Source organism: Enterobacter sp. B79-1 (genome assembly GCF_057444735.1).
The window spans coordinates 376,796-398,696 of record NZ_JBYAZJ010000001.1; the positions used below are offsets into that span (position 1 = coordinate 376,796).

General features: G+C 57.8%; 21 protein-coding genes. 4 read left to right on the top strand and 17 right to left on the bottom strand.

The features are described from left to right. Window positions 1-2: 2 nt before the first annotated feature. From AC2T6E_RS01865 to AC2T6E_RS01900, 8 genes are all read right to left on the bottom strand, one after another. Window positions 3-1,094, bottom strand: coding sequence for an alkylhydroperoxidase domain protein (locus tag AC2T6E_RS01865; RefSeq protein ID WP_212473978.1), 1,092 nt, complete (start codon window positions 1,092-1,094; stop codon window positions 3-5). Between the two features lie 10 nt (window positions 1,095-1,104). Then, a complete protein-coding gene (locus tag AC2T6E_RS01870; RefSeq protein ID WP_486690342.1) occupies window positions 1,105-2,094 on the bottom strand; it encodes a putative FMN-dependent luciferase-like monooxygenase in 990 nt (329 codons plus the stop codon). Then, window positions 2,091-3,698 (bottom strand): dipeptide ABC transporter ATP-binding protein, encoded by a 1,608-nt coding sequence (locus AC2T6E_RS01875; RefSeq protein ID WP_486690344.1) that lies wholly within the window; start codon window positions 3,696-3,698, stop codon window positions 2,091-2,093. The genes AC2T6E_RS01870 and AC2T6E_RS01875 overlap by 4 nt, the downstream gene beginning before the upstream one ends. Beyond that, window positions 3,695-4,546 (bottom strand): ABC transporter permease, encoded by an 852-nt coding sequence (locus tag AC2T6E_RS01880; protein ID WP_148400737.1) that lies wholly within the window; start codon window positions 4,544-4,546, stop codon window positions 3,695-3,697. Before AC2T6E_RS01880 ends, AC2T6E_RS01875 begins: the two co-directional genes overlap by 4 nt. Continuing rightward, window positions 4,543-5,487 carry an ABC transporter permease gene (locus AC2T6E_RS01885; RefSeq protein ID WP_126817019.1) on the bottom strand — a complete coding sequence of 315 codons (945 nt, stop codon included), beginning with the start codon at window positions 5,485-5,487 and terminating at the stop codon, window positions 4,543-4,545. Before AC2T6E_RS01885 ends, AC2T6E_RS01880 begins: the two co-directional genes overlap by 4 nt. A gap of 10 nt (window positions 5,488-5,497) precedes the next feature. Next, the gene (locus AC2T6E_RS01890) at window positions 5,498-7,117 is read right to left on the bottom strand and encodes a TIGR04028 family ABC transporter substrate-binding protein (RefSeq protein WP_427353664.1); all 1,620 of its coding nucleotides are present in this window, start codon (window positions 7,115-7,117) and stop codon (window positions 5,498-5,500) included. Between the two features lie 149 nt (window positions 7,118-7,266). Next, on the bottom strand, window positions 7,267-8,277 hold the full coding sequence (gene adhP, locus AC2T6E_RS01895; RefSeq protein ID WP_416719084.1) for an alcohol dehydrogenase AdhP: 1,011 nt from the start codon (window positions 8,275-8,277) through the stop codon (window positions 7,267-7,269). A gap of 197 nt (window positions 8,278-8,474) precedes the next feature. Then, window positions 8,475-10,187, bottom strand: a complete 1,713-nt coding sequence (locus tag AC2T6E_RS01900) for an ABC-F family ATP-binding cassette domain-containing protein (protein WP_486690348.1) — start codon at window positions 10,185-10,187, stop codon at window positions 8,475-8,477. Between the two features lie 330 nt (window positions 10,188-10,517). On the opposite strand from AC2T6E_RS01900, the gene AC2T6E_RS01905 reads away from it, so the two are divergent. Continuing rightward, on the top strand, window positions 10,518-11,345 hold the full coding sequence (locus AC2T6E_RS01905) for an HNH endonuclease (protein ID WP_108417413.1): 828 nt from the start codon (window positions 10,518-10,520) through the stop codon (window positions 11,343-11,345). A gap of 24 nt (window positions 11,346-11,369) precedes the next feature. Here the strand turns inward: AC2T6E_RS01905 and AC2T6E_RS01910 are convergent, their stop codons facing one another. The 4 genes from AC2T6E_RS01910 to AC2T6E_RS01925 form a co-directional block, all read right to left on the bottom strand. Beyond that, entirely contained in the window at window positions 11,370-13,067 is a 1,698-nt protein-coding gene (locus tag AC2T6E_RS01910; RefSeq protein ID WP_089598514.1) for an NAD-dependent malic enzyme, read from the bottom strand. A gap of 176 nt (window positions 13,068-13,243) precedes the next feature. Next, window positions 13,244-13,381 (bottom strand): stationary-phase-induced ribosome-associated protein, encoded by a 138-nt coding sequence (gene sra / locus AC2T6E_RS01915; protein WP_013096533.1) that lies wholly within the window; start codon window positions 13,379-13,381, stop codon window positions 13,244-13,246. 95 nt (window positions 13,382-13,476) lie between these two features. Continuing rightward, window positions 13,477-13,692, bottom strand: a complete 216-nt coding sequence (gene bdm, locus AC2T6E_RS01920) for a biofilm-dependent modulation protein (protein ID WP_010431341.1) — start codon at window positions 13,690-13,692, stop codon at window positions 13,477-13,479. 230 nt (window positions 13,693-13,922) lie between these two features. Further along, window positions 13,923-14,774, bottom strand: coding sequence for a Vmh family MBL fold metallo-hydrolase (locus tag AC2T6E_RS01925; protein WP_042714308.1), 852 nt, complete (start codon window positions 14,772-14,774; stop codon window positions 13,923-13,925). 111 nt (window positions 14,775-14,885) lie between these two features. Between AC2T6E_RS01925 and AC2T6E_RS01930 the strand changes: the two genes are divergently transcribed. Continuing rightward, window positions 14,886-15,767 carry a LysR family transcriptional regulator gene (locus AC2T6E_RS01930; protein WP_250901290.1) on the top strand — a complete coding sequence of 294 codons (882 nt, stop codon included), beginning with the start codon at window positions 14,886-14,888 and terminating at the stop codon, window positions 15,765-15,767. A gap of 75 nt (window positions 15,768-15,842) precedes the next feature. Next, complete coding sequence (locus AC2T6E_RS01935) at window positions 15,843-16,271, top strand: OsmC family protein (RefSeq protein ID WP_108417415.1); 429 nt, start codon at window positions 15,843-15,845, stop codon at window positions 16,269-16,271. A 24-nt stretch (window positions 16,272-16,295) separates the two neighbouring features. On the opposite strand, the gene AC2T6E_RS01940 is transcribed toward AC2T6E_RS01935, so the two are convergent. After that, window positions 16,296-17,201: a LysR family transcriptional regulator gene (locus tag AC2T6E_RS01940; RefSeq protein ID WP_214605104.1), complete on the bottom strand. Its 906-nt coding sequence runs from the start codon at window positions 17,199-17,201 to the stop codon at window positions 16,296-16,298. A gap of 118 nt (window positions 17,202-17,319) precedes the next feature. Here AC2T6E_RS01940 and AC2T6E_RS01945 point away from each other — a divergent pair, with 118 nt between their 5' ends. Further along, window positions 17,320-18,069, top strand: coding sequence for an SDR family NAD(P)-dependent oxidoreductase (locus AC2T6E_RS01945; RefSeq protein WP_214605103.1), 750 nt, complete (start codon window positions 17,320-17,322; stop codon window positions 18,067-18,069). On the opposite strand, the gene AC2T6E_RS01950 is transcribed toward AC2T6E_RS01945, so the two are convergent. Genes AC2T6E_RS01950 through AC2T6E_RS01965 form a run of 4 tightly spaced genes read right to left on the bottom strand, consistent with a single transcriptional unit; the run spans window position 18,066 to window position 21,886 of the window. Beyond that, complete coding sequence (locus AC2T6E_RS01950; protein WP_486690355.1) at window positions 18,066-18,995, bottom strand: oligopeptide/dipeptide ABC transporter ATP-binding protein; 930 nt, start codon at window positions 18,993-18,995, stop codon at window positions 18,066-18,068. The genes AC2T6E_RS01945 and AC2T6E_RS01950 overlap by 4 nt on opposite strands. Continuing rightward, the gene (locus AC2T6E_RS01955) at window positions 18,988-19,974 is read right to left on the bottom strand and encodes an ABC transporter ATP-binding protein (RefSeq protein WP_265185860.1); all 987 of its coding nucleotides are present in this window, start codon (window positions 19,972-19,974) and stop codon (window positions 18,988-18,990) included. The genes AC2T6E_RS01950 and AC2T6E_RS01955 overlap by 8 nt, the downstream gene beginning before the upstream one ends. After that, window positions 19,974-20,867, bottom strand: coding sequence for a D,D-dipeptide ABC transporter permease (gene ddpC / locus AC2T6E_RS01960; RefSeq protein ID WP_486690356.1), 894 nt, complete (start codon window positions 20,865-20,867; stop codon window positions 19,974-19,976). The genes AC2T6E_RS01955 and ddpC overlap by 1 nt, the downstream gene beginning before the upstream one ends. Beyond that, window positions 20,864-21,886 carry an ABC transporter permease gene (locus AC2T6E_RS01965; protein WP_042717629.1) on the bottom strand — a complete coding sequence of 341 codons (1,023 nt, stop codon included), beginning with the start codon at window positions 21,884-21,886 and terminating at the stop codon, window positions 20,864-20,866. The genes ddpC and AC2T6E_RS01965 overlap by 4 nt, the downstream gene beginning before the upstream one ends. Between the last annotated feature and the right edge of the window lie 15 nt (window positions 21,887-21,901).

The window sequence follows — 21,901 nt, forward strand, 5'->3', positions numbered from 1 at the left end:
TTTCAGGGAAGCCAGGGCTCGCCCAGGGTCAACATCAGACGGTTGGCCCAGGCAAAGAACGCGGCGGATTGCAGCAGATCGAGCTTTTCAAGCGTATCCAGTTTCTGTTTTTCCAGCTCAGCCAGATGGCCCGGCGTGGCGGCAGGTGGCGTGACCGACAGCGCCGCCGCATAGTTGATTTCCGCCTGCCAGCGCGCAGACTGCCCCTCGCTCAGGGCGCGTCCCGGCCTGACGGCCAGAAGGGTTTCCACCGCGCCGTCGTCCTTTGACAGCTGGCTCGCTTTGCGCGCATGGACAGATGCGCAGTAAATGCAGCCGTTGATTTTACTGGCTACCGTCGCGGCCAGTTCGCGTTCAGCACGCGGTAATCCTCCCGGCGTGTAAAAAATCCCTTTATCCGTTAACGTGCGCTGTTCCAGAACCGGCAGGTTGCGACCCAGCAGGCGGAAATAGTCAGATTCCGTATGGCCAAATTTGGCGAGAATAGTCACTTCATCATCGTTAAATTCTGCCAGAGGTTTAGCGGCAATCCATGGCTCCCAGCCCAGCTCTTGCTGGGTGAACGCGACGGGGGCCGCTTTACCCGTGGCAGTGGTTGCGTTGGTGTGCCATGCCCCCGCAACGACGGGCGTATCGCTGGCCGCAATGGGTTTATCATTCAGTAAACGCAGCCCGGCAATGAGTCGGCTCTGGAAACTGACGAAGGCGATCAGTTGAGCAAGGGTGACAATGCCGTCTTTGCTCCATCCCGCCTTTACAAGCGCCTGTAATGCACCGGGTGTGGCGTCGACAGGTGAGAAGGTGAGCAGACGGGCAAAGTTCAGCGCGGCGGTCAGGCGTCCGGAGGTCGGATCGGCCAGCCCAAATCCGGCATAGTGTGCCGCCAGCGCCTCAGCGTTGTGCCATTTTGCGACCTTCGCCGCCACGGCAAAGCGTTCATCCAGCGCAAATGCTGCATCCTGCTGGCTGAATAAAATCTCATAACTGCCCTGAGCGTGGCGTGTGGCGGCGTCCCGCGTGGCCCGCGCCTCTGCCAGCGGCGAACCGGGCACGATTTCCGCCAGTTCAGCGAGAATATCCTGACTTAAAGCCATACGTGTCTCCTCAAACAATGTGGGGGGCGATGTGTTCTGCAATCAATTCAATCGATCGTAGGGTGTCCCGGTGCGAAGGTTCTACCGAATGCACCTGGAATGAGATATCCGTGGCGCGCGCCAGGATGCCGTCCGCTTTAAGCGAGTTCAGTACCGTTTCCGGCGACCCGATATGCGCATCGAACTGTCTGCGATAATCCGTGACAGTGTCACCTGTTACCCTATGTCCCGCCGCGCGATGCTGTTGCGCCTGTCGGGTTAAGCCCGGCGTCGCCACCTTCAGCGCATAGTCATCGCTGTCGGCGACGAACGCCGTACGTGAGGCCAGGATCCGTGGCGCGATACCGGCGGGTAGCGCGTCAAGATAGGCGTCAACAATTGGGTTTTGGATTTGGCCGAGCGTTAAATCTAACTGTTCAGCGGGGCGAGGCTGGGTACGAGACAGCATCAGCCCATGACCGGCCCGCGCGGCGCGCGCGGCACCGTCGACGGAGAACGTGGCAATCCAGATACGGTCGGCCAGCTGTGGCGCAGGCGGATAAAGGTGGTTATCCGGATGGGTCAGCGAATCCCCGCGCCAGGCGCTTTGGATCGCGTGCAAATGGTCAGCGAAGACCGCGCCTCGCTCCTCAAACGTCAGGCCAAAGGGCAGAAAAGAGGTCGGCGTGCCGCCGGAGCCAAAACCGACTTCAAGACGTCCATTGGCGAGTAAATCGAGCACGGCGGCATCTTCTGCGACGCGGAGCGGGTTTTCCATCGGCAGGGTAATGATGGCCGTACCCAGGCGGATGGTTTCGGTATGCGCGGCAACGTGTGCCAAAAACAGCAGCGGCGACGGCAGCCCGCCTTCGTTTTCATGAAAGTGATGCTGCGCAATCCAGGCGCTGTCAAAACCGTGGCGTTCGGCGTGGCGGATCTGTTCGGTTGCCAGTCGATAGCGCTCCTTTGGCGTGGCGTCGTCAAGCAGGCGTGTGAAAAAGCCCAGGCGTTTTCGCGTCATGCGAACTCCTCCGTAGCGGGTGAAAAAAGGGGAATAGCGTCGATAAGTTCGCGGGTATAGTCGTTCTGCGGGGCGTTGAACAACGTCTCAACGGCACCATGCTCGATGACTTTACCGCCCTGCAGCACGGTGACGGTGTGGGCTATGCGGCGAACCGTTGCCAGATCGTGTGTGATAAAGAGATAGGTCAGCCCAAGCTGTTGCTGCAGCTGCTGGAGAAGCGCCAGAATTTGCGCCTGCACGGTAACGTCCAGCGCGGAGGTGGCTTCATCCAGAACGATAAGGGTCGGCTCCAGGATGAGCGCCCGGGCAATGGCCACGCGCTGGCGCTGGCCACCGGAGAGTTCCCGCGCCGTACGCCCCAGCACGTCGAGCGGCAGAGCCACCCGCTGCGCAACCGTCTCCACGCGGGTCCTGCGTTCCGCTTTACTGAGACGGGCGAAATTTTTTAACGGCTCTTCAATAATCTCAAACAGCGTCTGATGCGGGTCGAGCGAGGCAAACGGGTTTTGGTAGACGAACTGGATCTTCTGACGCAGCTGTCGACGTGCCTCCCTGCTGAGGGTGGTGGCATCAATATCATCGATAATCACCCGCCCGCTGTCCGCCTGCTCAAACCCGAGCAAAATGCGGGCAAGGGTGGTTTTGCCCGAGCCCGATTCGCCGACTAACGCGTGTGTACTGCCGCGCGTGACGTCAAAACTGACGTCGTCCAGCGCCTGCAGCTGATGCCCTTTACCCAACGAGAACTGCTTGCTGATGGACAGCGCGCGAATAGCAGGCGAGGCCAGCGGACGTCCCGAGACCGGCGCGATAGTCAGACGCTGGCCCTGTAAATCGCTTAACAGCTGGCGGGTATAGGCATGCTGCGGGGCGCGGACGATATCATCGGTCGCGCCGTGCTCCTGCACTTCACCGTGGCGGAACACCAGTAGCCTGTCGGCACGCTGTGCGGCCAGCGCCAGGTCATGCGTCACAAACAGTACGGCGGTACCGGACTCCCGGCGAAGAGCGTCCAGCAGATCCAGAATGCGCTTTTGCACCGTCACATCCAGCGCGCTGGTCGGCTCGTCGGCAACAATCACGTCCGGTCGCAGGGCAATGGCGATGGCAATCAACACGCGCTGTTTCATGCCGCCGGAGAGCTGATGAGGATACTGTTTCATGCGTTGTTCGGGGTGGCTCAACCCCACTTTAGTCAGCAGGGCGAGCACCTGTTCATCACGCTGTGCGTGGGGCACTTTTTGGTGTAGTTCAATTATTTCACCCACCTGCGCACCGATGGTTTTCACCGGGTTGAGGGAATTACCCGGATCCTGCGGGACGAGGCTAATCCGCGCGCCACGAAGGGTATCGAGACGTTTAGCTGACCACTGGCTTATCTCCTCGCCGTTGAGGATGATTTTGCCCGCATCACGCCGGGCGTTATCGGCCAGCAACCCCATGATGGCCTGTGCAGTGCTCGTTTTACCGGATCCTGACTCGCCCACAAACGCCAGCATTTCCCCCCGTTTGAGGGTAAAGCTGACGTTATGAACCACCTCTTGCCACTGGCGAGCGGTACGGTAGCTAATCGTCAAATTTTCCACAGAGAGAACGGTCATGAGCGACCTCCGCTAAACTGCTGGCTGATACGGTTGGTGGCCAGCACCACGGCAATGACCACCACGCCGGGGAAGGTGGTTAACCACCAGGCGGTTGAGAGATAGTTACGGCCTTCGGCAATCAGTAAACCCCATTCCGGAATGGGGGGCGGAGTGCCATAACCGAGGAAGCTCAGCGTGGACAGCGCCAGGATAGCCTGACCAAACTGAAGCGTGGCGAAGGCGAGGACGGCGGTTAACGAGTTGGGCAGAATGTGTCGCCACAGCACGGCGAAGAACGTTCCGCCGCTGCCGTACGCCGCTTCGACGTAGTCCGTGTGACGGATGCGCACGACTTCACCGCGCGCCAGGCGAGCAAAGCTGGCAATCGAGGCGACGCCCACGGCGACGGCGGCGTTAACGGTGCCAAACCCGAGCAGGATGATCACAGTCAGGGAAAGCAGCAGGGACGGAATTGACAGCAATACGTCAACAAAACGCATCAGCAGAGATTCGACGCGCCCGGCGAACGCCCCGGCTATCACGCCCAGCCCGGTGCCGACCAGTAGCCCCATGGTGACGGCGGCCAGCGCGGCGCTCAGCGAATGCGACGCGCCGTAGACAATGCGGGCGTACACGTCGCGGCCAAGCTGATCGGTACCCAGCCAGTGATCGGCCTGCGGAGCCAGACGCTGCGCCCCGGCAATCCCTTCAATCGGGCTGTAGTGGGTAAACAGACCCGGCGCAACGGCGGCGAGCGCGGCGGCGATAATGACCGCCCAGGCCAGCCAGAGTCCCGGCTGCCACTGCAGCCCTTGCCACGTCGGGACGCGTTTGCGCGCGGCGGCAGCGTAATCGACCAGACTCATGAGGCACCTCCGGTAACGGTTTGCAGGCGTGGATCGAAGAGCGGCATCAGCAGATCCACCATCAGGTTAATCAGCACAAAACCGAGCGCAGAAATCATCACCACGGCCTGAAGCACGGCGATATCCTGGTTATTCACCGCCTGCTGGGTCAGCTGTCCCAGCCCGCTGCGGCCAAAAACCGTTTCGGTGATCAACGCCCCGGCAATCAGTTCGCCCAGCAGCAATCCGGCAATGTTCAGGACCGGCAGCAGGGCGTTACCGGTGACGTGACGCCACAGGACGGCGGTTTCGCTCAGCCCTTTGGCCCGGGCGACGGCGACAAACGGCTGCGCCGCCACCTGGTCGAGACTGCGCATCAGAATCTGCGCCAGCGGGGCGGAGATCGGGATGGCGACGGTGACGATCGGCAGGATCAGCCCCTGCAGCGGCGTCGGGTTAATCACCGGGATCAGCCGCAGCTGAAAAGAAAAGAGCTGGATGAGGGCAATCCCCAGCCAGAACGTGGGTAAGGAGATAAACAGGACCGGCAGAGACTGAAGGGTATTACTCAGCCAGCGCAGACCCGGCAGGCGGGAGGCAAAGGCCAGCGCAAACGCCAGCAGGACCGCGAGCACAAACGCGGGCAGAGCGAGGCTCAGGGTGTCCGGCAGGTTGCTGGCAATCAGCTCGCTAACCGGTACGCCAGCCTGCAAGGAGTAGCCGAAATCACCGTGCAGCATTGCAAGCAGCGTATGAAAATATTGCTGCCACAGCGGGCTGTCCGCGCCGTACGCCACGCGCATTTCCTCGATTTGTGCCGGGCTTAGTCCCAGATCCGGGTTCTGAAATTTGATCAGCACCGCGTCACCCGGCAGCACCTGGAGCAGCACGAACGAGAGGGTAAAGGCAGCCCACAATACCAGCAGGCCGTGCCCAAGACGTTGAAGAAGTGCGTGGCGCATCGTCATCTCCTCAGTGTTTCTCAATCCACGCGCCGTAGAACGACGGGCGGCCAACCGCTTCAAAATTCACACCTTTTAACCACGGAGCACCGGCAAAGACCTGCGGCTCCTCGAAAATCGGAATGACGTAGGCTTTGTCCAGCAGATAGCGCTGGGCGTCTCCCGTCAGCTGCAGGCGTTTTTGCGGATCGACTTCAGCAGAGATGTTCACCAGCAGTTCATTCAGCTTGTCGTCACGGAAGTTTTTGACCTTGTCGCTGGATCCGCCCTTTTGCAGCAGCGCGTCGCGGTTAGCGGGGTAGAACATGCTTTTCACCACGTCCGGATCGGCGCGGCCCACTTCGGAGACGGTTAGCGGCGTTTTCAGCGGGTCAAGGTTATCCAGCGTGCGGCTGCCTGCGTCACCGGCTTTGACGCTCAGCGCCACGCCCACCTGTCGCCACTGCTGGGCAACCAGCTGCAGCACCTCTTTGTTTTGCGGCTGCGGCAGGGATTCATATACCGTCAATGCCAGACGTTGACCGTCTTTGGCGCGGATCCCGTCGCCGCCCGCTTTCCAGCCCGCCTCGTCCAGCAGCCGGTTGGCTTTGGCCGGGTCAAAGGTCAATTTTTCGCTGAGATCGACAAAGCCTGCGGCTGAATCGGCAATGACCGATTTGGCCTGTGGGTAGTTAGGCGAGAAGAGGGTCTCGACCACCTGTTTTGCATTGGTGGCATGCAGCAGCGCCTGGCGCACGCGGATATCGGAGACCAGTGGGTTATCCGGGCGGAAGCTGATGCTGTCGTTAACCCCGCGCGTAGGCGCTGCGTAGATTTTATAGCCCTGATCGGTCGCCTGCTTTTCGTCATACGCCTGCACCTGGCGAATAAAGTCGGCCTGACCCGCCAGCAGGGCGCCGACGCGCACGCTGTCCTCCTGGGTGACGATAAACTTGATGCCGTCGAGATTCGCTGGCCCCTGTTGCGCCAGGCTTTTCGGTCCCCACTGGTAGTCTTTGCGGGCTTCCAGCGTCACTTCGCGTCCGAGCTTTTCGTCTTTAACCACAAACGGCCCGGAGCCAACGATATGGCGGGCATCACCCAGCTCTTCGAAGTTGCGCTTCAGCGTGCTGAGCGAGACCAAACCTGAGCCAATGGTGGCGGTGCCCTGCAGGAACCCCGGCGATGGTTTTTTGAAGTAGAACTTCACGGTCAGCGGGTCGATGACTTCGCTACGATCGTAGTTGTTGATCACTTCTGACACCGGCAGGCGCTGCGCCTTATTGCCTAAACCGTAGGTATCAAAATTTTTCGCTACGGCACTGGCGTCCAGCGGCGTGCCGTCGGAGAAGGTGATGCCGGGCCGAATTTTAAAGGTATATTCGGTTTTATTGGCGTTGGTGGTCCAGCTTTCTGCCACCCAGGGTTCCACCTGCAGCGTTTTCGGGTTCTGCCACGTCAGCTTGTCGGTGATTTGGTTCAGGATACCGCCGTTCGGGTAGAAGCCGCCGGCGGGCGGGTAGAGGTTGGTGTGCGCCTGTTGCTCCAGATAGATCAGCGTGCCGCCTTTGACGGGCACTTCTGCTGCCCAGGCTGTTGTTGTCGCCAGAATCAGCGCCGTCAGCAGCGGCAGACGAAATGGGGTTTGCATGGTGAATTCCTTTGTTATCTTCTTGTTAGCGTCGGATTCATCATCGGGCGCAGGGGAAAACAAGGGAACAAAGGAATTAAGATAAGGATTGCCGGAAAATGGCTATAAAAAAACCGCCCCGGAGAGGAGCGGTGATGAAAGATGATCGGTTATGAACGCAGGTCGATCACCATACGGCCGCGGATCTGGCCCTGTTCCATCTCTTTAAAGATGGCGTTGATGTCCTCAAGCGGACGCATCGTCACTTTCGGCACAACCTTACCCTCAGCGGCGAACTGGAAGGCTTCCTGCAGATCCTGACGGGTGCCGACCAGCGAACCGACCACCTGAATGCCGTCCAGCACCAGGCGCGGAATGTCGAGGCTCATCGCTTCCGGCGGCAGGCCAACCGCAACCACGCGGCCACCGGCACGCACGGCATCAACGGCTGAGTTGAATGCGGCTTTTGCGACGGCAGTGACGACTGCGGCATGTGCGCCGCCCGTTTTCTCTTGCACAATTTTCGCGGCATCTTCGCTGCGGGAGTTGATGGTCAAATCTGCACCCATGCTGGCCGCCAGCTTCAGCTGTTCGTCGTTAACGTCAAGGGCGATGACTTTGGCGTTAAAGACGTTTTTGGCGTACTGCAGCGCGAGGTTGCCCAGCCCGCCCAGACCATAAATTGCAATCCACTGGCCCGGTTTGATTCCAGACACTTTCACCGCTTTGTAGGTGGTGACACCTGCACAGGTGATGCTGCTGGCTTCAGCGGATCCCAGACCATCCGGCACTTTTACGGCGTAGTCAGCGGTGACGATGCACTCTTCCGCCATGCCGCCGTCAACGGAGTAACCGGCGTTTTTCACGTCGCGGCACAGGGTTTCGTTGCCGGAATTACAATATTCGCAGTGGCCGCAGCCTTCGAAAAACCACGCCACGCTGGCACGATCGCCAACTTTCAGTGATTTCACGCCGGGGCCGATTTCCTTCACGATGCCAATCCCTTCATGGCCCAGAATCACCCCGGTTTTATCGCCGAAATCGCCGTTCTTCACGTGGAGGTCGGTATGGCATACGCCACAGCACTCCATCTTCAGCAGGGCTTCCCCGTGCTTTAGCGGACGTAAGGTTTTTTCGGTAACGTTGACCTGGTGATCCTGAGTGACAACAGCAGCCTTCATGTGTATCTCCTTGTTCATGATGAGTATCTGCATAGCAGGTGTAATACTCCTTAAGGATTAGTGGTTTGGCGCTGTAATGCAAGGCAATGGCAACATAATGTCATCATTTAAGCCGATTTCAGATTAAGAATACGGCGTTCCTCTAATAATTAAGGGGGGAAAATGCTGGCCCAGCGAGGTGCTCGCCGGGCGCAGACTTACAGCTGTGCTTCTATCTCCTCAATCTCTTTACGCCATTGCGCCTGCAGCTGCGGCTTTTGATGCTTCGGCTTACGCGCCAGATCGTCTTCCAGCAGCGTTTCCAGCGCGACCAGCCGTTCAAGCAGATCGTCATACGGCGAGGGTTGAACTGTCTCATCGGCGATGACGGGCGCGGTGGGTGTCACCAGACCCGCGCTTTCACGCATCCGCTCAAACACCGCTTCGGCATCGTGCCATTCGCTCAGCGTTCCCTCTTCAATCAGCCAGAAACGGTTGCAGCTTTGGCTGATTAACTGACGGTCATGGCTGACCAGCAGCACGCCGCCTTCGAACTCTTGAAGGGTTTCTGCCAGCGCCGCTTTGCCTTCCATATCAAGGTGGTTGGTCGGCTCATCCAGCACCAGCAGGCTATAGCGGGCAAGCGTCAGGCCAACGAACAGCAGGCGAGAGCGCTCGCCGCCGCTGAGCGTGCTGACGGTTTGTCCGTGACGCGCCCACGGGAAACCCGCGCTTATCAGCGCCATTTTGCGGTTCTGCGGATCCGGTGCGAACGGCTCCAGCGCGTCAAGCAGCGTGGCAGAGTCCGACAGTTGATTAAGCGTCTGGTCGTAATAGCCTGGTGACACGCGCGGATGGATTTTCAACCCGCTGTCTGCGGGCTTATCGGCAAACTGTTGCCAGATAAGCCTCATCAGCGACGATTTGCCGCAGCCGTTACGACCGACAATCGCCACGCGATCGCCGCTTTTCAGCCGCGCCATGTCGATGTTAAACAGCGGCGGTAGCCCGGGCGCAGGCGGGACGCTGAGGTTTTCCATCTCCAGCAGACGGTCTGCCCGCAGCGCGTCGCCGCGCAGGGTTAACGTCCACTGACTGCCTGCCGTAAGCGCCGTCTGGCTCTCCTTCAGTCGTTCGACCTGTTTTTCCATCTGTTTGGCTTTGCGGGCAAGGTCTTCGTTGTCGTAGACCTTTCCCCAAGTCGCCAGCCGCTTCGCGCTGGCGGTGACGCGGTCGATCTCCTTTTGCTCCGCCTTGTGGCGCTGCGCGTCGCTTTCATCTTTTGCTTCAAGCGCCTTGCGTGCCGCCGTGCAGGGAAGGGCAAAGTAGTGCAGCATCTTATCGCGCAGGATCCAGCTGCCGTTGGTGACGGCATCCAGCAGCTGTCTGTCGTGCGAGACCAGCACGAAGCTCCCGGGCCAGTTCTGCAGGAATTGTTCCAGCCACAGCAGGGTCGGTAAATCGAGGTGGTTGCTCGGTTCGTCCAGCAGGAGCAGATCCGGATCGTGGATCAACGCTCGTGCCAGCAGCAGACGCGTATGCTGCCCGCCGCTGAGCGTTGCGGATTGCAGCATCATATCCTGCGGCGTGAAGCCCATGCTTGCCAGCAGCGTTTCGGCTTTCCAGCGCTGGCTGTCGCGCTCAGCAAAAGGCAGCTGTGCGAGTACGGCATCCAGCATGGTCAGCGGGAAAATGGCGTCCGGGAGATGTTGCTCCACGCGTGCCATCAGGCAGTGCCCGGCCAGCGCTACCGTTCCGGCAGCAGGGGAATCTGTGCCGTCCAGCACCTTCAGCAGCGTACTTTTGCCGCAGCCGTTGTCGCCCAGCAGGCCAATGCGGTCGCCTTTTTTCAGCGTAAAGGAGAGTGAGTCGAAGAGCGTGCCAAACGCCGTATCAACGCGTAAAGATTGTGCAGTGAGTAAAGTGCTCATTGTTGCTTACCCAAGAGTTACAGGCATGTTTATGCCTCGTCAAACATCGCTGACGATAACTCAGTAAGCCCGAGAGAAGGGATTTCAGGGGGTGGTGTCTTCGCTCAAGCAGAAGTTATCGCAGCACGATACCGATAACGCTTGAGCTGGTGCGATCACCAAATGTATGTGAAACATTGAAAATTTCACGATACAGCATAATTGGCCTCCTTATATATTCAGTTGGTTAATGTGTGTCGAAAGTATAATCGAATGTCACACGATTGCACGTTAAGAATTTTGTCATTATGCCGATACCCTTCATTATGAAACCAAAAGGAGGTTGAGCGTATGGCCTATTATTACGCCTATCACAGTGCATCTAATTCCAGCAATTTTGATTACATCAAGGGATATGGTGTTAGTGCAAGTAGTGAGAAAAAGCTGAGTAATGTAAAAACAGGTGACTTTGTCTTTGTCATCCAAAATGTTCATAAATCTGTGGGATACCAGCTTTGCGGACTTTACCGTATTGAAGGGATCGATTTCGAGGAGGGAAACGTTTACCCCCATCGCGTGCAGTTGAGCGATGTGTCTAAGCTAGATGATTTTATTACGCTTGATCGCCACAAATTAAGCAAAGTTCTGCCTCCAGCGGGCAAAGAATACCGTTGGGATCGCTTCATGAATCACTTCGCTCAAACAGGAAGGACATTCCAGAAGCCTCTGGACGCGACGGTTATTGCCATCCTCAAGGAACAACTTAACCAACAGCGAGTGGACAGCGAAGATATTCCTGGCCGCGATGAAAACGACTTTTACGACAAAGTAAGCAAGGCGTTAAAACTACAATCTGAGGAAAGACGAAAGCGGCTGCAAAATGCGTCTGTGCATCCGGCGAAAAAACAGGTTTCCGTCTGGCGTTACGATCGTAATCCCGATGTTGTGGCCGAAGTACTCCTCAGAGCTCAAAATAATTGTGAATGTTGTGATGCCCCGGCGCCATTTCAGCGCACGAAGGATGGGAGATATTATTTAGAAGTTCATCACATTATTCCGCTATCAGAAAATGGGGAAGACAACGTAGACAATGCTATTGCCCTTTGCCCTAACTGTCATCGGCAGGAGCATTACGGTGAACCGCGGATAGATAAAAGCTGGCAACCTAGCAAAAAATAAGTGGGCCAGTGGCCCACTCACATTTTAAATCGAAGTACGACGATAGCTGCGGTATTCAGGCTTCCAGAAGTTGTCGTCGATGGCCTGCTGCAGCGCGTCGGCAGAGGTTTTCACCGCCACGCCCTGCTGTTGCGCCATTTTACCTACCGCGAATGCGATAGCGCGCGACACCTTGTGAATGTCTTTCAGCTCTGGCAGCACCAGACCTTCGCCGTCATTGACCAGCGGAGAGTGGCCCGCCAGGGTTTCGCTTGCCGACATCAGCATTTCGTCGGTAATGCGGGATGCGCCGGAGGCGATCACGCCCAGACCAATGCCCGGGAAGATGTAGGAGTTGTTGCACTGGGCAATCGGATAGGTTTTATCCTTCCACACCACCGGATCGAACGGACTGCCGGTCGCGACCAGTGCATTACCTTCTGTCCAGGCGATGATGTCCTGCGGCGTCGCTTCCACGCGTGAGGTCGGGTTAGACAGCGGCATCACGATAGGGCGTTCGCAGTGCTTGTGCATCTCGCGAATAATCTCTTCGGTGAAGAGACCGGTTTGCCCGGAAACACCGATCAGAATATCCGGCTTCACGTTGCGCACCACGTCCAGCAGGGAAAGGACTTCGTTGTCGGTATCCCAGTTTTTCAGGTTTTCGCGCTTCTGCACCAGCTTGGTCTGGAACGGCAGCAGGTTCGGCATACCGTCGGTCAGCAGGCCGAAACGGTCAACCATAAAGACGCGGGAGCGGGCCAGCTCTTCGCTTAACCCTTCACGCTGCGTCTGGGCGATAATCTGCTCGGCAATACCACAGCCCGCAGAGCCTGCGCCAAGGAAGACAATTTTCTGGTAGCTCAGCTGGCTACCGGCTGCGCGGCTGGCAGCGATCAGCGTGCCTACGGTCACCGAAGCGGTGCCCTGGATATCGTCGTTGAACGAGCAGATCTCATCCCGATAACGGTTCAGCAGCGGCATCGCGTTCTTCTGCGCAAAGTCTTCGAACTGCAAGAGTACGTCCGGCCAGCGCTGTTTCACGGCCTGGATGAAGTCGTCGACAAACTGATAGTACTCATCGTCGGTAATACGCGGATGACGCCAGCCCATGTAAAGCGGATCGTTCAACAGCTGCTGGTTATTGGTTCCGACATCCAGCACCACCGGCAGGGTATACGCCGGGCTGATGCCACCGCAGGCGGTATACAAGGAGAGCTTACCGATTGGGATCCCCATCCCGCCAATGCCCTGGTCACCAAGACCCAGAATACGTTCGCCGTCAGTCACCACGATGACTTTAATATTGTGGTTTGGCACGTTCTGCAGAATATCGTCCATGTTGTGACGGTTCTGATAAGAGATAAATACCCCACGGGAACGACGATAGATCTCAGAGAAACGTTCACAGGCGGCACCCACCGTCGGGGTGTAGATCACCGGCATCATCTCTTCGAGATGGTTTTGCACCAGGCGATAGAAGAGGGTTTCGTTGGTGTCCTGGATGTTGCGCAGGTAGATGTGTTTGTCGATTTCCGTCTTGAAGCCCTGATACTGGATCCAGGCGCGCTCTGCTTGTTCTTCAATGGTTTCAACCACTTCAGGCAAGAGGCCTAGCAGGTTAAAGCTGCCGCGCTCTTCCATGCTGAAGGCGCTGCCTTTGTTGAGCAGGGGAAATTCGAGTAAAACGGGTCCGGCGTATGGGATGTATAAGGAACGATGTTTTTTCAGTTTGTTGTCCATGTCACTCACTCTTTTTATGAAGATCCGTCCCTGACACTGCTGTTTGTCATCTTTCTGGCCTGTGCTACGGGGTGCGGTCGGGCGGTATTATAAAGGAGCTAAATATTAATTACCGCAACACATAAATAAAAACACCATCGGGATTACCGATGGTGTCGTAAATGTCTTACTGGAACTTACTTGCCTGCGTGGCGCTTTCTGCCCGTGGCGTGGGTGACCTGCGTTTCACTGTCGCCCTCAATCACCACTTTACGTTGGTTTGAAAGCTTGTAGTTCAGTCCCAGAATATGGCGTGCCTGACGGTTCGATTTCATGTTAACTCCTCAATCCTGTTGATAGTTTTAAGGACAAGCTTGCTTACGCAAACGAAATGTAACCCCTTAGGTTGCAGATCCAGCTTAGCAGGTTTTTACAAAGGTGCGTTTCGCCCGCTAACAACATAGTTAATGGTCTGCTGGTAGATGTCACTGAGGATGTCATTGTCTGTGGATTCCACCCACTTGGTCAGTTCCATCAAAATGTCATCTTCAGTCACAGCACCGTGCTCGGCGTGAAGACCCTGCGCAATGGCGTTAACGAGTTCCGGTTGTGCTGCTGTAGTATTTGCCGGGTAATAAGTAAACATGCTGCCTCCGTGTCGTTGTCTGTTTAATGTTACGGCGTGCAAAAATATAATTCACATTCAGAATGGCAAATATTTCCGGCGCTGTGTGTAAGATTCATCTTAGAATTAAAAAAGTCATAAGTGCATGCTTTTATGTGCTTTTAAAAAGGAGGGGGAATCAATGGGAGAGTGGGTAGATATTTGCGGGTTGCTCCTGCTATCACGGAAATATAGCAGGAGCAGATTTTAACTTACCACTTCATTTCGCCGGTATTCACCTTTGCGCTTAACTCAAGAGAGCTGACTTCGGCCAGGTCCGGCTGCTGTTTTTTCATCGCGGCAATCACGCCAGCAGAATCCTTATGCTTGGCCAATGCCTGTTCAAACTGCTGCAGATACGTGCGGGTAAAGTCGATAGCGCCGGTTCCGGCTGGCGGCGTACCGAGGTAGTGGCCCGGGATCACGCGCTCTGGCTTGTGCGCGGCCATATTATCCAGGGTTTCCTGCCACTGCTGACGGCGAGCCGACGTTTGGGTATCCGCTGTCCAGACGTGAATGCCCCAGGAGACGCCGGTGCCGCCGAGGATAGTCTTCGCTGATGGGATCCACACATAGGCCGCGTAGCTGTCTGGCTCCTCAATATCGATCTTTTCTCCGTCAACCATAAACGTGGTGGACGCGAGCACCTGCGGGACGACCAGCTCCGTTGGCGCGCCGTCTTTCATCTGCGGACCCCAGAAGGCGAGTTTGGCGTCTTTGGTGGCTTTGATATGGTCAACCACATGCTGCGTGGCCACCACTTTGGCATTCGGGAAGGCTTTCACCAGCGGCTGAAGTCCAAAATAGAAATCCGGATCGCCGGAGGTGATCACAATCTTGTTCAGTGTTTTCCCGCTTTTGCGGATTTTTTCTACCAGCGCTTCGCCATCTTTCACGCTGAACTGCGCGTCAAACAGCACCGCCTCTTTCGGGCCGGAGACCAGCGTGGAGGAGACCGCAAAAATGCCTTTTTCCTGCGGGTTATAGGTATCAATGGTCAACGGCGCGGCAAACACAGCCGGAGTGAAAAGGGTGGAAAGCAGGGCAAGGTGAGTGAATTTCATGCTGTTGTCTCTGTTGTTCAGGAATATCGCTATTGTACGGATATTCGCATTTGCCAGAATTCCTGAAACAAGACATGCTTTGTTTCATAAATCGAGCAAATGGAGTGTTGTATGGATCGCGTTATTGCTGCTCAGGTCTATAACCGAATATGCGAGCTGGGGAGCCTGAGCGCGGCAGCCCGCGCGCTGGGTATTTCTCGCCCAATGGTCAGCCGCTATCTGGAACAGATGGAAAAGTGGGCGGGAACGCGGCTGGTAAACCGCTCGACGCGCAAGCTGACGCTGACGGCGGCAGGGGAAAAGGTGCTGCAAAAAACGCGCACGCTTTCGCGGCTGTCGCAGGAAATTGAAGATCAGTCGGCAAAAGATTTGCCTTCAGGCACGCTGCGGGTGGCCTGCGCGCATTTTACCGCTATGCACATTATCGCGCCGGTGCTGCCCGATCTGCTGTCCCGGTTTCCGCAGCTGCGCGTTGAGCTGGACGTGAACAACCATCCGGTGAGCCTTGTCGGAGAACGGATTGACGTGGCGATTCGCATCACGGATAACCCGGAGCCGGGAATGATTGCCCGCAGGCTGGGTGAGTGTCGCTCGGTGCTTTGTGCTTCGCCCGACTACCTTGCGCTTTATGGGGCACCGACGACCGCAGCCGACCTGGCCAACCACAACTGCCTGCACTACAGCTTCTTCGCGGGTCAGTCCTGGTCGTTTTTGACGCCGAAGGGGGAAGCCGTTTCAATTGCGGTGGGCGGAAACCTCAGTGCCAGCATTTCGTCTCTCTTGATGGACGCCGCCATTCACCACGGCGGCATCGCGATGCTACCGGAGCGCGAGGCTAAGGAAGCCCTATCACAGGGTAAGCTGGTGCAGGTGCTCGAGGCATTAACGCCCAAGCCGATCGGCATTTTTGGCATCTACCAATCTCGGGATTACCAGCCTGCGGCTCAGCGGGTGTTCCTTGATGCACTGGCTAAGTCGCTCATGGAGGGTTAAGACTCGTCTGTCTTTCATGCAGAATACGCTTAGCGTCCTATACTTAATCCTTTGTAAGCCAAAAGGAGAGCAAGAATGACGATTCATAAGCACGGTTCGGCACACTGGTCTGGTGACATCAAATCAGGAAAAGGGACGGTTTCAACGGAAAGTGGCGTCCTGAATCAACAACCTTACGGCTTTAACACCCGTTTTGAAGGCGCAAAGGGCACGAACCCGGAAGAGTTGATTGGCGCAGCGCACGCCGCCTGTTTCTCAATGGCGCTGTCGCTGATGATTGGTGAAGCGGGCTTCACCGCGGATTCCATTGACACCACGGCGGATGTCTCACTGGATAAAACCGACGGTGGTTTTGCGATCACAAAAATTGCGCTGACCAGTAAGGTCACCGTACCGGGTATTGACCCGCAGAAATTCGACGGCATCATCCAGAAGGCCAAAGCTGGATGCCCGGTATCGCAGGTACTAAAAGCGGAAATCACGCTGGACTATAAGCTCAACTAAGTCTGAAGCCGGGCGCCCGCCCGGCTAGCCCTTCAACGCTGTCGGGAACACGTCACCCAGCCACGTAATAAATGCCCGCAGGCGATGCGTCAGATGCCGGTTCTGCGGATAAACCACGTGAAAAGGATAATCCGCAGGACGCCATTCATGAAGGATTTCAACTAACGCTCCGGTTCTCAAAGAGGAACGGGCCGCGTAGCCAAACGTCTGAATAATTCCCAGCCCAGCGACCGCCGCTGCCAGGTGCGCATTGCTTTCGTTCACCCCAAGATAGTGCGGCACGCTGATTTCCAGCGCCTCGCCGTTTTCTCTGAAGCGAAAAGGAAACGCCCGTCCGGTCACGGGTGAGAGATAGCTCACCAGCTTGTGCCCATTGCGCAGCTCTTGCGGGTACGCGGGAATGCCGTGACGCTTCAAATAGTCGGGTGAAGCACAGGTCACCCTTTCCGCCTCCCCGATGCGGCGGGCGATCAGCGTTGAATCATCAAGCGGGCCACCGCGGATCACGCAGTCCACGTTACCGCCTATCAAATCTACCGGTCGGTCAGCCACGCCCAGATCGATGCGAATATCCGGATACCGCTGCATAAAGTCCGGCAGCAGGGGGATAAGCACGTCACGCGCGGTGGAGCCGCCGACGTCAATACGCAAATGCCCTTTGGGCGTACAGCAGGAGGCGCGAAACGAGGTGTCGATATCCTCAATATCAATCAGCACCCGCATGGCTTTTTCATAGTATTCCGTCCCCTCCAGCGTCGTCACGACGCGGCGGGTTGTCCGGTGCAGCAGCCTCGTTTCCAGATGCGTTTCCAGCGATTTAACCAGCTTGCTCAGCGTGGCGATCGGCATGTTCAGAGAATTTGCCGCACGCGTGAAGCTGCCGGATTCGACGACTCGCGTAAACGCCCGCATCGCCAGTAATTGATCCATGCGATCCCCCGGATTATTTCTCTGTGTGAATAGTCATTTTCATTTTTGCCCATTTTTCACCAATTACGCCAGCGCTAAAGTGTGTTCAACCCAACCCCCCTCATTAAAGGTGAATACAATGAACACAACGCTCGCAGGAAAAATCGCACTGGTGACCGGCGGCAGCACAGGTATTGGTCTGGCAACCGCGCAGGAGCTGGCGGCACAGGGTGCTAAGGTCTATATCACCGGTCGCCGCCAGGCTGAGCTGGATGCCGCTGTCACCAGCGTCGGTGCCGCTGCCGTGGGTATCCGTGCAGACGTCTCTTCGCTTGCCGATCTCGACCGGATCTACGCCCAAATTGCACAGGAAGCAGGTCACCTGGATATCCTGTTTGCTAATGCAGGCGGCGGAGACATGCTGCCGCTCGGGGCCATCACCGAAGAGCAGTTTGACCGGATCTTCGGCATTAACGTGCGGGGCGTACTGTTTACGGTACAAAAAGCGCTGCCGCTGTTGGTCACCGGCTCATCCATCATCCTTACGGGGTCGACCGTGTCGGTGAAAGGGACCGCCAACTTCAGCGTGTACAGCGCAAGTAAAGCCGCCGTGCGTAACTTTGCCCGCTCCTGGGCACTGGATTTGCAGGGGCGGGGCATTCGCGTCAACGTCGTCAGCCCTGGACCGGTCAAAACTCCAGGACTGGGTGACCTGGTGCCGGAATCCCAGCGCCAGGGGCTTTACGACGCGCTGGCCGCTCAGGTTCCGCTGGGCCGCTTAGGGGCACCGGGAGAGGTCGGTAAAGCGGTGGCGTTTCTAGCCTCCGACGCGGCCAGCTTTATCAACGCCGTCGAGCTGTTTGTCGACGGTGGAATGGCGCAAATCTAACCCGCATTTCGCCAGCAGCGCACGTTCCGGCCCTCACGAGAGGGCTGTAACGTCTGAGGACGTTCACACCCCTGCGTTGCCATCGGGCAGCGGTCGCGAAAATAACACCCTTCTGGCAGATGGCGGTTACCCGGAAGGTCCGTTTTACGCAGCGCCAGCGCTTCATCCAGCGGCACGCCGGTTTTCGGGACGGAGTCCAGCAGCAGCCGGGTATACGGATGCTGAGGATCCCCCAGAACCTGCGCGGCGCTTCCCAGCTCAACGATTTGACCCAGATACATCACCGCCACGCGGTCGCTCATGTGCCGGACCACCGAGACGTTATGTGAGATGAGCACATAGGTGAGATTGCGCTGCTGCTGTAGCTTGATCAGCAGATTGAGGATCTGCGCCTGCACGGAGATATCCAGCGCGCTGGTGGGTTCATCCAGCACGATGACGTCAGGATCGGAGGAGAGCGCACGGGCGATGGCGATGCGCTGGCGCTGGCCGCCCGAAAACGCATGGGGAAGCCTGTCGAGGTATTCCGGACGAATCCCGACCTGCAGCGCCAGATCCTCAGCAAGCTGGCGACGTTCACGTACGCTGCTGCGTTTTTGCACCCACACCGGCTCGGTGATAATCCGCCAGACCGGCAAGCGCGGATCGAGCGACGAGAGCGGATCCTGAAACACCATCTGCATATCGCCAGCATGGTGTGTCCGCTGGCAAACGCCGGTACTGGGTTTGAGCATCCCCATCAGCAGCTGCGCCAGCGTGCTTTTGCCGCAGCCGGACTCTCCGACAATGCCCAGCGTTTCGCCCCGATGGAGCTGGAGATCCAGCCCGTTGAGGGCGTGAACCTGCTCGGTAACGCGCCCAAGCCAGTTTTTGCGCGCGGTAAAGTTCACGTGCACGCTGTTCAGTTCCAGCAGAATGTCAGACATGGTGTGCCCCCTGTTGCGGGTACCAGCATGCCGCCTGTTGGCCTTCAGCGCCATGTGGCATCAGGCCGGGCGTTTCGCCGCATTTCGCACCAGCGGCAAAGCAGCGCTCGCGAAATGCACACCCGCGCGGAAGCTGGCTGAGGTTGGGTACCGTGCCGGGAATGGCGGGTAGAACGTCGCGAGGTTGGCCGTTTTCCGGTGCGCACTGCAGCAGGCCGATGGAATAGGGATGAACGGGATGATGAATTAACGTCTGCGTGGCACCGCTCTCTATCACGCTCCCTGCATACATCACGTACATCCGGTCACAAAGCTGCGATACCACCGCCATATCGTGGCTGATAAACAGCACCGAGGTGCCGCTGGCGCGCGCTTTATGCTTCAGTAACCGCAGCACCTGCAGCTGGACGGTCACATCCAGCGCGGTGGTGGGCTCATCCGCAACGATAAGCTCCGGCTCGCAGGAGAAGGCAAGGGCAATCATCACCCGCTGACGCATGCCGCCGGAAAGCTCAAACGGATAGCGCTCCATCACTCTGGCCGCGTCGGGGATTTGCATCTCCTCCAGCAGGCTGATTGCTTTTTGCTGTGCCTCCCGTCGGGAAAGGGACTGATGCTGGCGGATCACCTCCACCATCTGTTTGCCGATGCGCCGGGTGGGATTGAGCGCCGTCATCGGCTCCTGAAAAATCATCGCCACCTTCGCGCCGCGCCACTGGCGAAGCTGTTTTTCCGTGGCGTTCAGCACGTCTTCACCCAGCAGAGTGACCTTTCCGTGATGAACACGGTAGCTGCCTTCCGGCAGCAGGCGCATCGCCAGCATCGCCGTCACCGATTTGCCCGAGCCGGATTCGCCCACCACGCCGACAATTTCCCCGCGTTTGATCTCCAGCGAAACGTGGTTAAGCGCATGAACGTCCCCGCGAAAAATCGGGAAGCTCAGGTGTACATCTTCTATCGCTAAAACGGCATCACTCATCACTGCTTTCCTCCCGATTTCGGATCCAGCAGGTCGCGGATCCCATCGCCAAACAGGTTAAAACCGACAGCGGTGATCAGAATCGCCGCTCCCGGAAAGGCGCAGTACCACCACTGGTCAAGCACGTAGTTGCGGCCAACGGCGACCATCGCACCCCATTCGGCGGTGGGCTGCTGCGCGCCTAAACCAATGAAGCCCAGCGTGGCGGCCATCAGGATCGCGCTGCCGATATCCAGTGAGGCCTGCACAATCAGCGGCGGCAGGGCGTTGCGCAGGATGTGCCAGCTGATCAAGTGCCATCGCGATGCGCCAAAGGTACGTGCGGCCTGCACGTAGGTAAACTGGCGCACCACCAGCGTTTGCCCGCGCGCCAGGCGGACATAAAACGGAATGCGCACAATCGCAATTGCCAGCATGGCGTTAAACAGGCTCGGGCCGAGCGCGGCGGCCAGCGCCATCGTCAGCACCAGCGACGGGATGGAGAGCATAATGTCCATGATCCGCATGATAATGTCGTCACCGCGCCCGCCCAGCACGCCAGACAGACAGCCAAGCAGCGAGCCAATACCGCCCGCAATCGCCACCACGGCTAACCCTGCGGTTATGGACTGCTGGCTGCCAATCAGCACCCGGCTGAACAGATCGCGGCCCACTTCATCGGTGCCAAACCAGTGTTGCGCAGACGGTGCCTGCAGGCGGGCGGTCAGGTCGAGCGCGTTCGGGTCGTGCGGTACGATCCACGGTGATGTCACCATCAGCGCCAGCATCAGCAGCATAATCACGCCGCCAATCAGCGTGAGCGGGCTTTGGCGCAGCATCCAGAACAGCTTTGCCCAGTTGATGCGCTGCTTTGCGGGTTTTACGGGGACGGACGTTTCCTGAGTTAACATCATTCGGCACCTCCGCGCCCGATTCGTGGGTCAATCCACAGATAAAGCAGATCCACCACCAGATTGACGAAGACATATGCCAGCGACACCACCACCGCGAAGCCCATGACTGCCGGGAAATCCAGCGCCTGAATAGAGGTCACCACCCAGGCACCCATTCCCGGCCAGGCAAAGACGGTTTCGGTCAGCACCGCACCGTAAAGCAGATCGCCCAGCGCCAGCCCGAGCACCGTAATCGACGGGATCATCGCATTGGGCAGAGCATAGCGCAGGACGATGTACCAGCCCGGCAGGCCGCTGGCGCGGGCGGTGCGGATATAATCCTCGCTAAGCTGCTCCAGCATCGCCGAGCGAACCTGTCGCGCTACAATCCCCAGATGAACAAACGCCAGGGTGAGCGAGGGGAGAATCAGGTGCTGCAGCGCGTTGAAAAACACCTCGCCGTTGCCTTCCAGCAGCGCATCCAGCAGATAAAACCCGGTCACGTGCGCGGGCGGATCGAGCCAGTCATCCAGCCTGCCGCCGCCCGGGAGAATTTGCAGTTGTCCGTAGAACAGCACAATCACCCCCAGCCCCAGCCAAAACGCGGGCGTGGAGATGCCGGTCATCGCCATCAGCCGCACCAGGTGGTCCAGCCAGCGGTTACGGTAGACCGCGGATAAAATGCCCAGCGGCACGCCAATCACCAGCGCCAGCAGCAGGGAGCAAAAGGCCAGTTCCAGCGTGGCGGGAAAAAAGGCCTTCAAATCTTCCGCCACCGGCCGCCCCGTACGGATGGAAGTGCCTAAATCACCGTGCGCCAGCGCGTCCACGTAGCGACCAAACTGGACCCAGAGCGGCTGGTCCAGCCCCAGCTGCTGGCGGATGCTCTGGACCATTTCGTCGCTGGCGCGGTCACCGGCCAGCAGACGGGCCGGATCGCCGGGGATCATGTGTGAAATAACAAAGGTGATAATACAGACACCGGCCACCACCAGGAGTAACCCCCAGCAGCGCTGGCGCAGAATGCTCCAGAACGTCATACATTTTCCCCCGGC

What these genes read in the sequence shown, in the direction of transcription:
- AC2T6E_RS01865 (WP_212473978.1), bottom strand. Translation starts at nt 1,094, where the DNA reads ATGGCTTTAAGTCAGGATATTCTCGCTGAACTGGCGGAAATCGTGCCC.
- AC2T6E_RS01870 (WP_486690342.1), bottom strand. Translation starts at nt 2,094, where the DNA reads ATGACGCGAAAACGCCTGGGCTTTTTCACACGCCTGCTTGACGACGCC.
- AC2T6E_RS01875 (WP_486690344.1), bottom strand. Translation starts at nt 3,698, where the DNA reads ATGACCGTTCTCTCTGTGGAAAATTTGACGATTAGCTACCGTACCGCT.
- AC2T6E_RS01880 (WP_148400737.1), bottom strand. Translation starts at nt 4,546, where the DNA reads ATGAGTCTGGTCGATTACGCTGCCGCCGCGCGCAAACGCGTCCCGACG.
- AC2T6E_RS01885 (WP_126817019.1), bottom strand. Translation starts at nt 5,487, where the DNA reads ATGCGCCACGCACTTCTTCAACGTCTTGGGCACGGCCTGCTGGTATTG.
- AC2T6E_RS01890 (WP_427353664.1), bottom strand. Translation starts at nt 7,117, where the DNA reads ATGCAAACCCCATTTCGTCTGCCGCTGCTGACGGCGCTGATTCTGGCG.
- adhP (WP_416719084.1), bottom strand. Translation starts at nt 8,277, where the DNA reads ATGAAGGCTGCTGTTGTCACTCAGGATCACCAGGTCAACGTTACCGAA.
- AC2T6E_RS01900 (WP_486690348.1), bottom strand. Translation starts at nt 10,187, where the DNA reads ATGAGCACTTTACTCACTGCACAATCTTTACGCGTTGATACGGCGTTT.
- AC2T6E_RS01905 (WP_108417413.1), top strand. Translation starts at nt 10,518, where the DNA reads ATGGCCTATTATTACGCCTATCACAGTGCATCTAATTCCAGCAATTTT.
- AC2T6E_RS01910 (WP_089598514.1), bottom strand. Translation starts at nt 13,067, where the DNA reads ATGGACAACAAACTGAAAAAACATCGTTCCTTATACATCCCATACGCC.
- sra (WP_013096533.1), bottom strand. Translation starts at nt 13,381, where the DNA reads ATGAAATCGAACCGTCAGGCACGCCATATTCTGGGACTGAACTACAAG.
- bdm (WP_010431341.1), bottom strand. Translation starts at nt 13,692, where the DNA reads ATGTTTACTTATTACCCGGCAAATACTACAGCAGCACAACCGGAACTC.
- AC2T6E_RS01925 (WP_042714308.1), bottom strand. Translation starts at nt 14,774, where the DNA reads ATGAAATTCACTCACCTTGCCCTGCTTTCCACCCTTTTCACTCCGGCT.
- AC2T6E_RS01930 (WP_250901290.1), top strand. Translation starts at nt 14,886, where the DNA reads ATGGATCGCGTTATTGCTGCTCAGGTCTATAACCGAATATGCGAGCTG.
- AC2T6E_RS01935 (WP_108417415.1), top strand. Translation starts at nt 15,843, where the DNA reads ATGACGATTCATAAGCACGGTTCGGCACACTGGTCTGGTGACATCAAA.
- AC2T6E_RS01940 (WP_214605104.1), bottom strand. Translation starts at nt 17,201, where the DNA reads ATGGATCAATTACTGGCGATGCGGGCGTTTACGCGAGTCGTCGAATCC.
- AC2T6E_RS01945 (WP_214605103.1), top strand. Translation starts at nt 17,320, where the DNA reads ATGAACACAACGCTCGCAGGAAAAATCGCACTGGTGACCGGCGGCAGC.
- AC2T6E_RS01950 (WP_486690355.1), bottom strand. Translation starts at nt 18,995, where the DNA reads ATGTCTGACATTCTGCTGGAACTGAACAGCGTGCACGTGAACTTTACC.
- AC2T6E_RS01955 (WP_265185860.1), bottom strand. Translation starts at nt 19,974, where the DNA reads ATGAGTGATGCCGTTTTAGCGATAGAAGATGTACACCTGAGCTTCCCG.
- ddpC (WP_486690356.1), bottom strand. Translation starts at nt 20,867, where the DNA reads ATGATGTTAACTCAGGAAACGTCCGTCCCCGTAAAACCCGCAAAGCAG.
- AC2T6E_RS01965 (WP_042717629.1), bottom strand. Translation starts at nt 21,886, where the DNA reads ATGACGTTCTGGAGCATTCTGCGCCAGCGCTGCTGGGGGTTACTCCTG.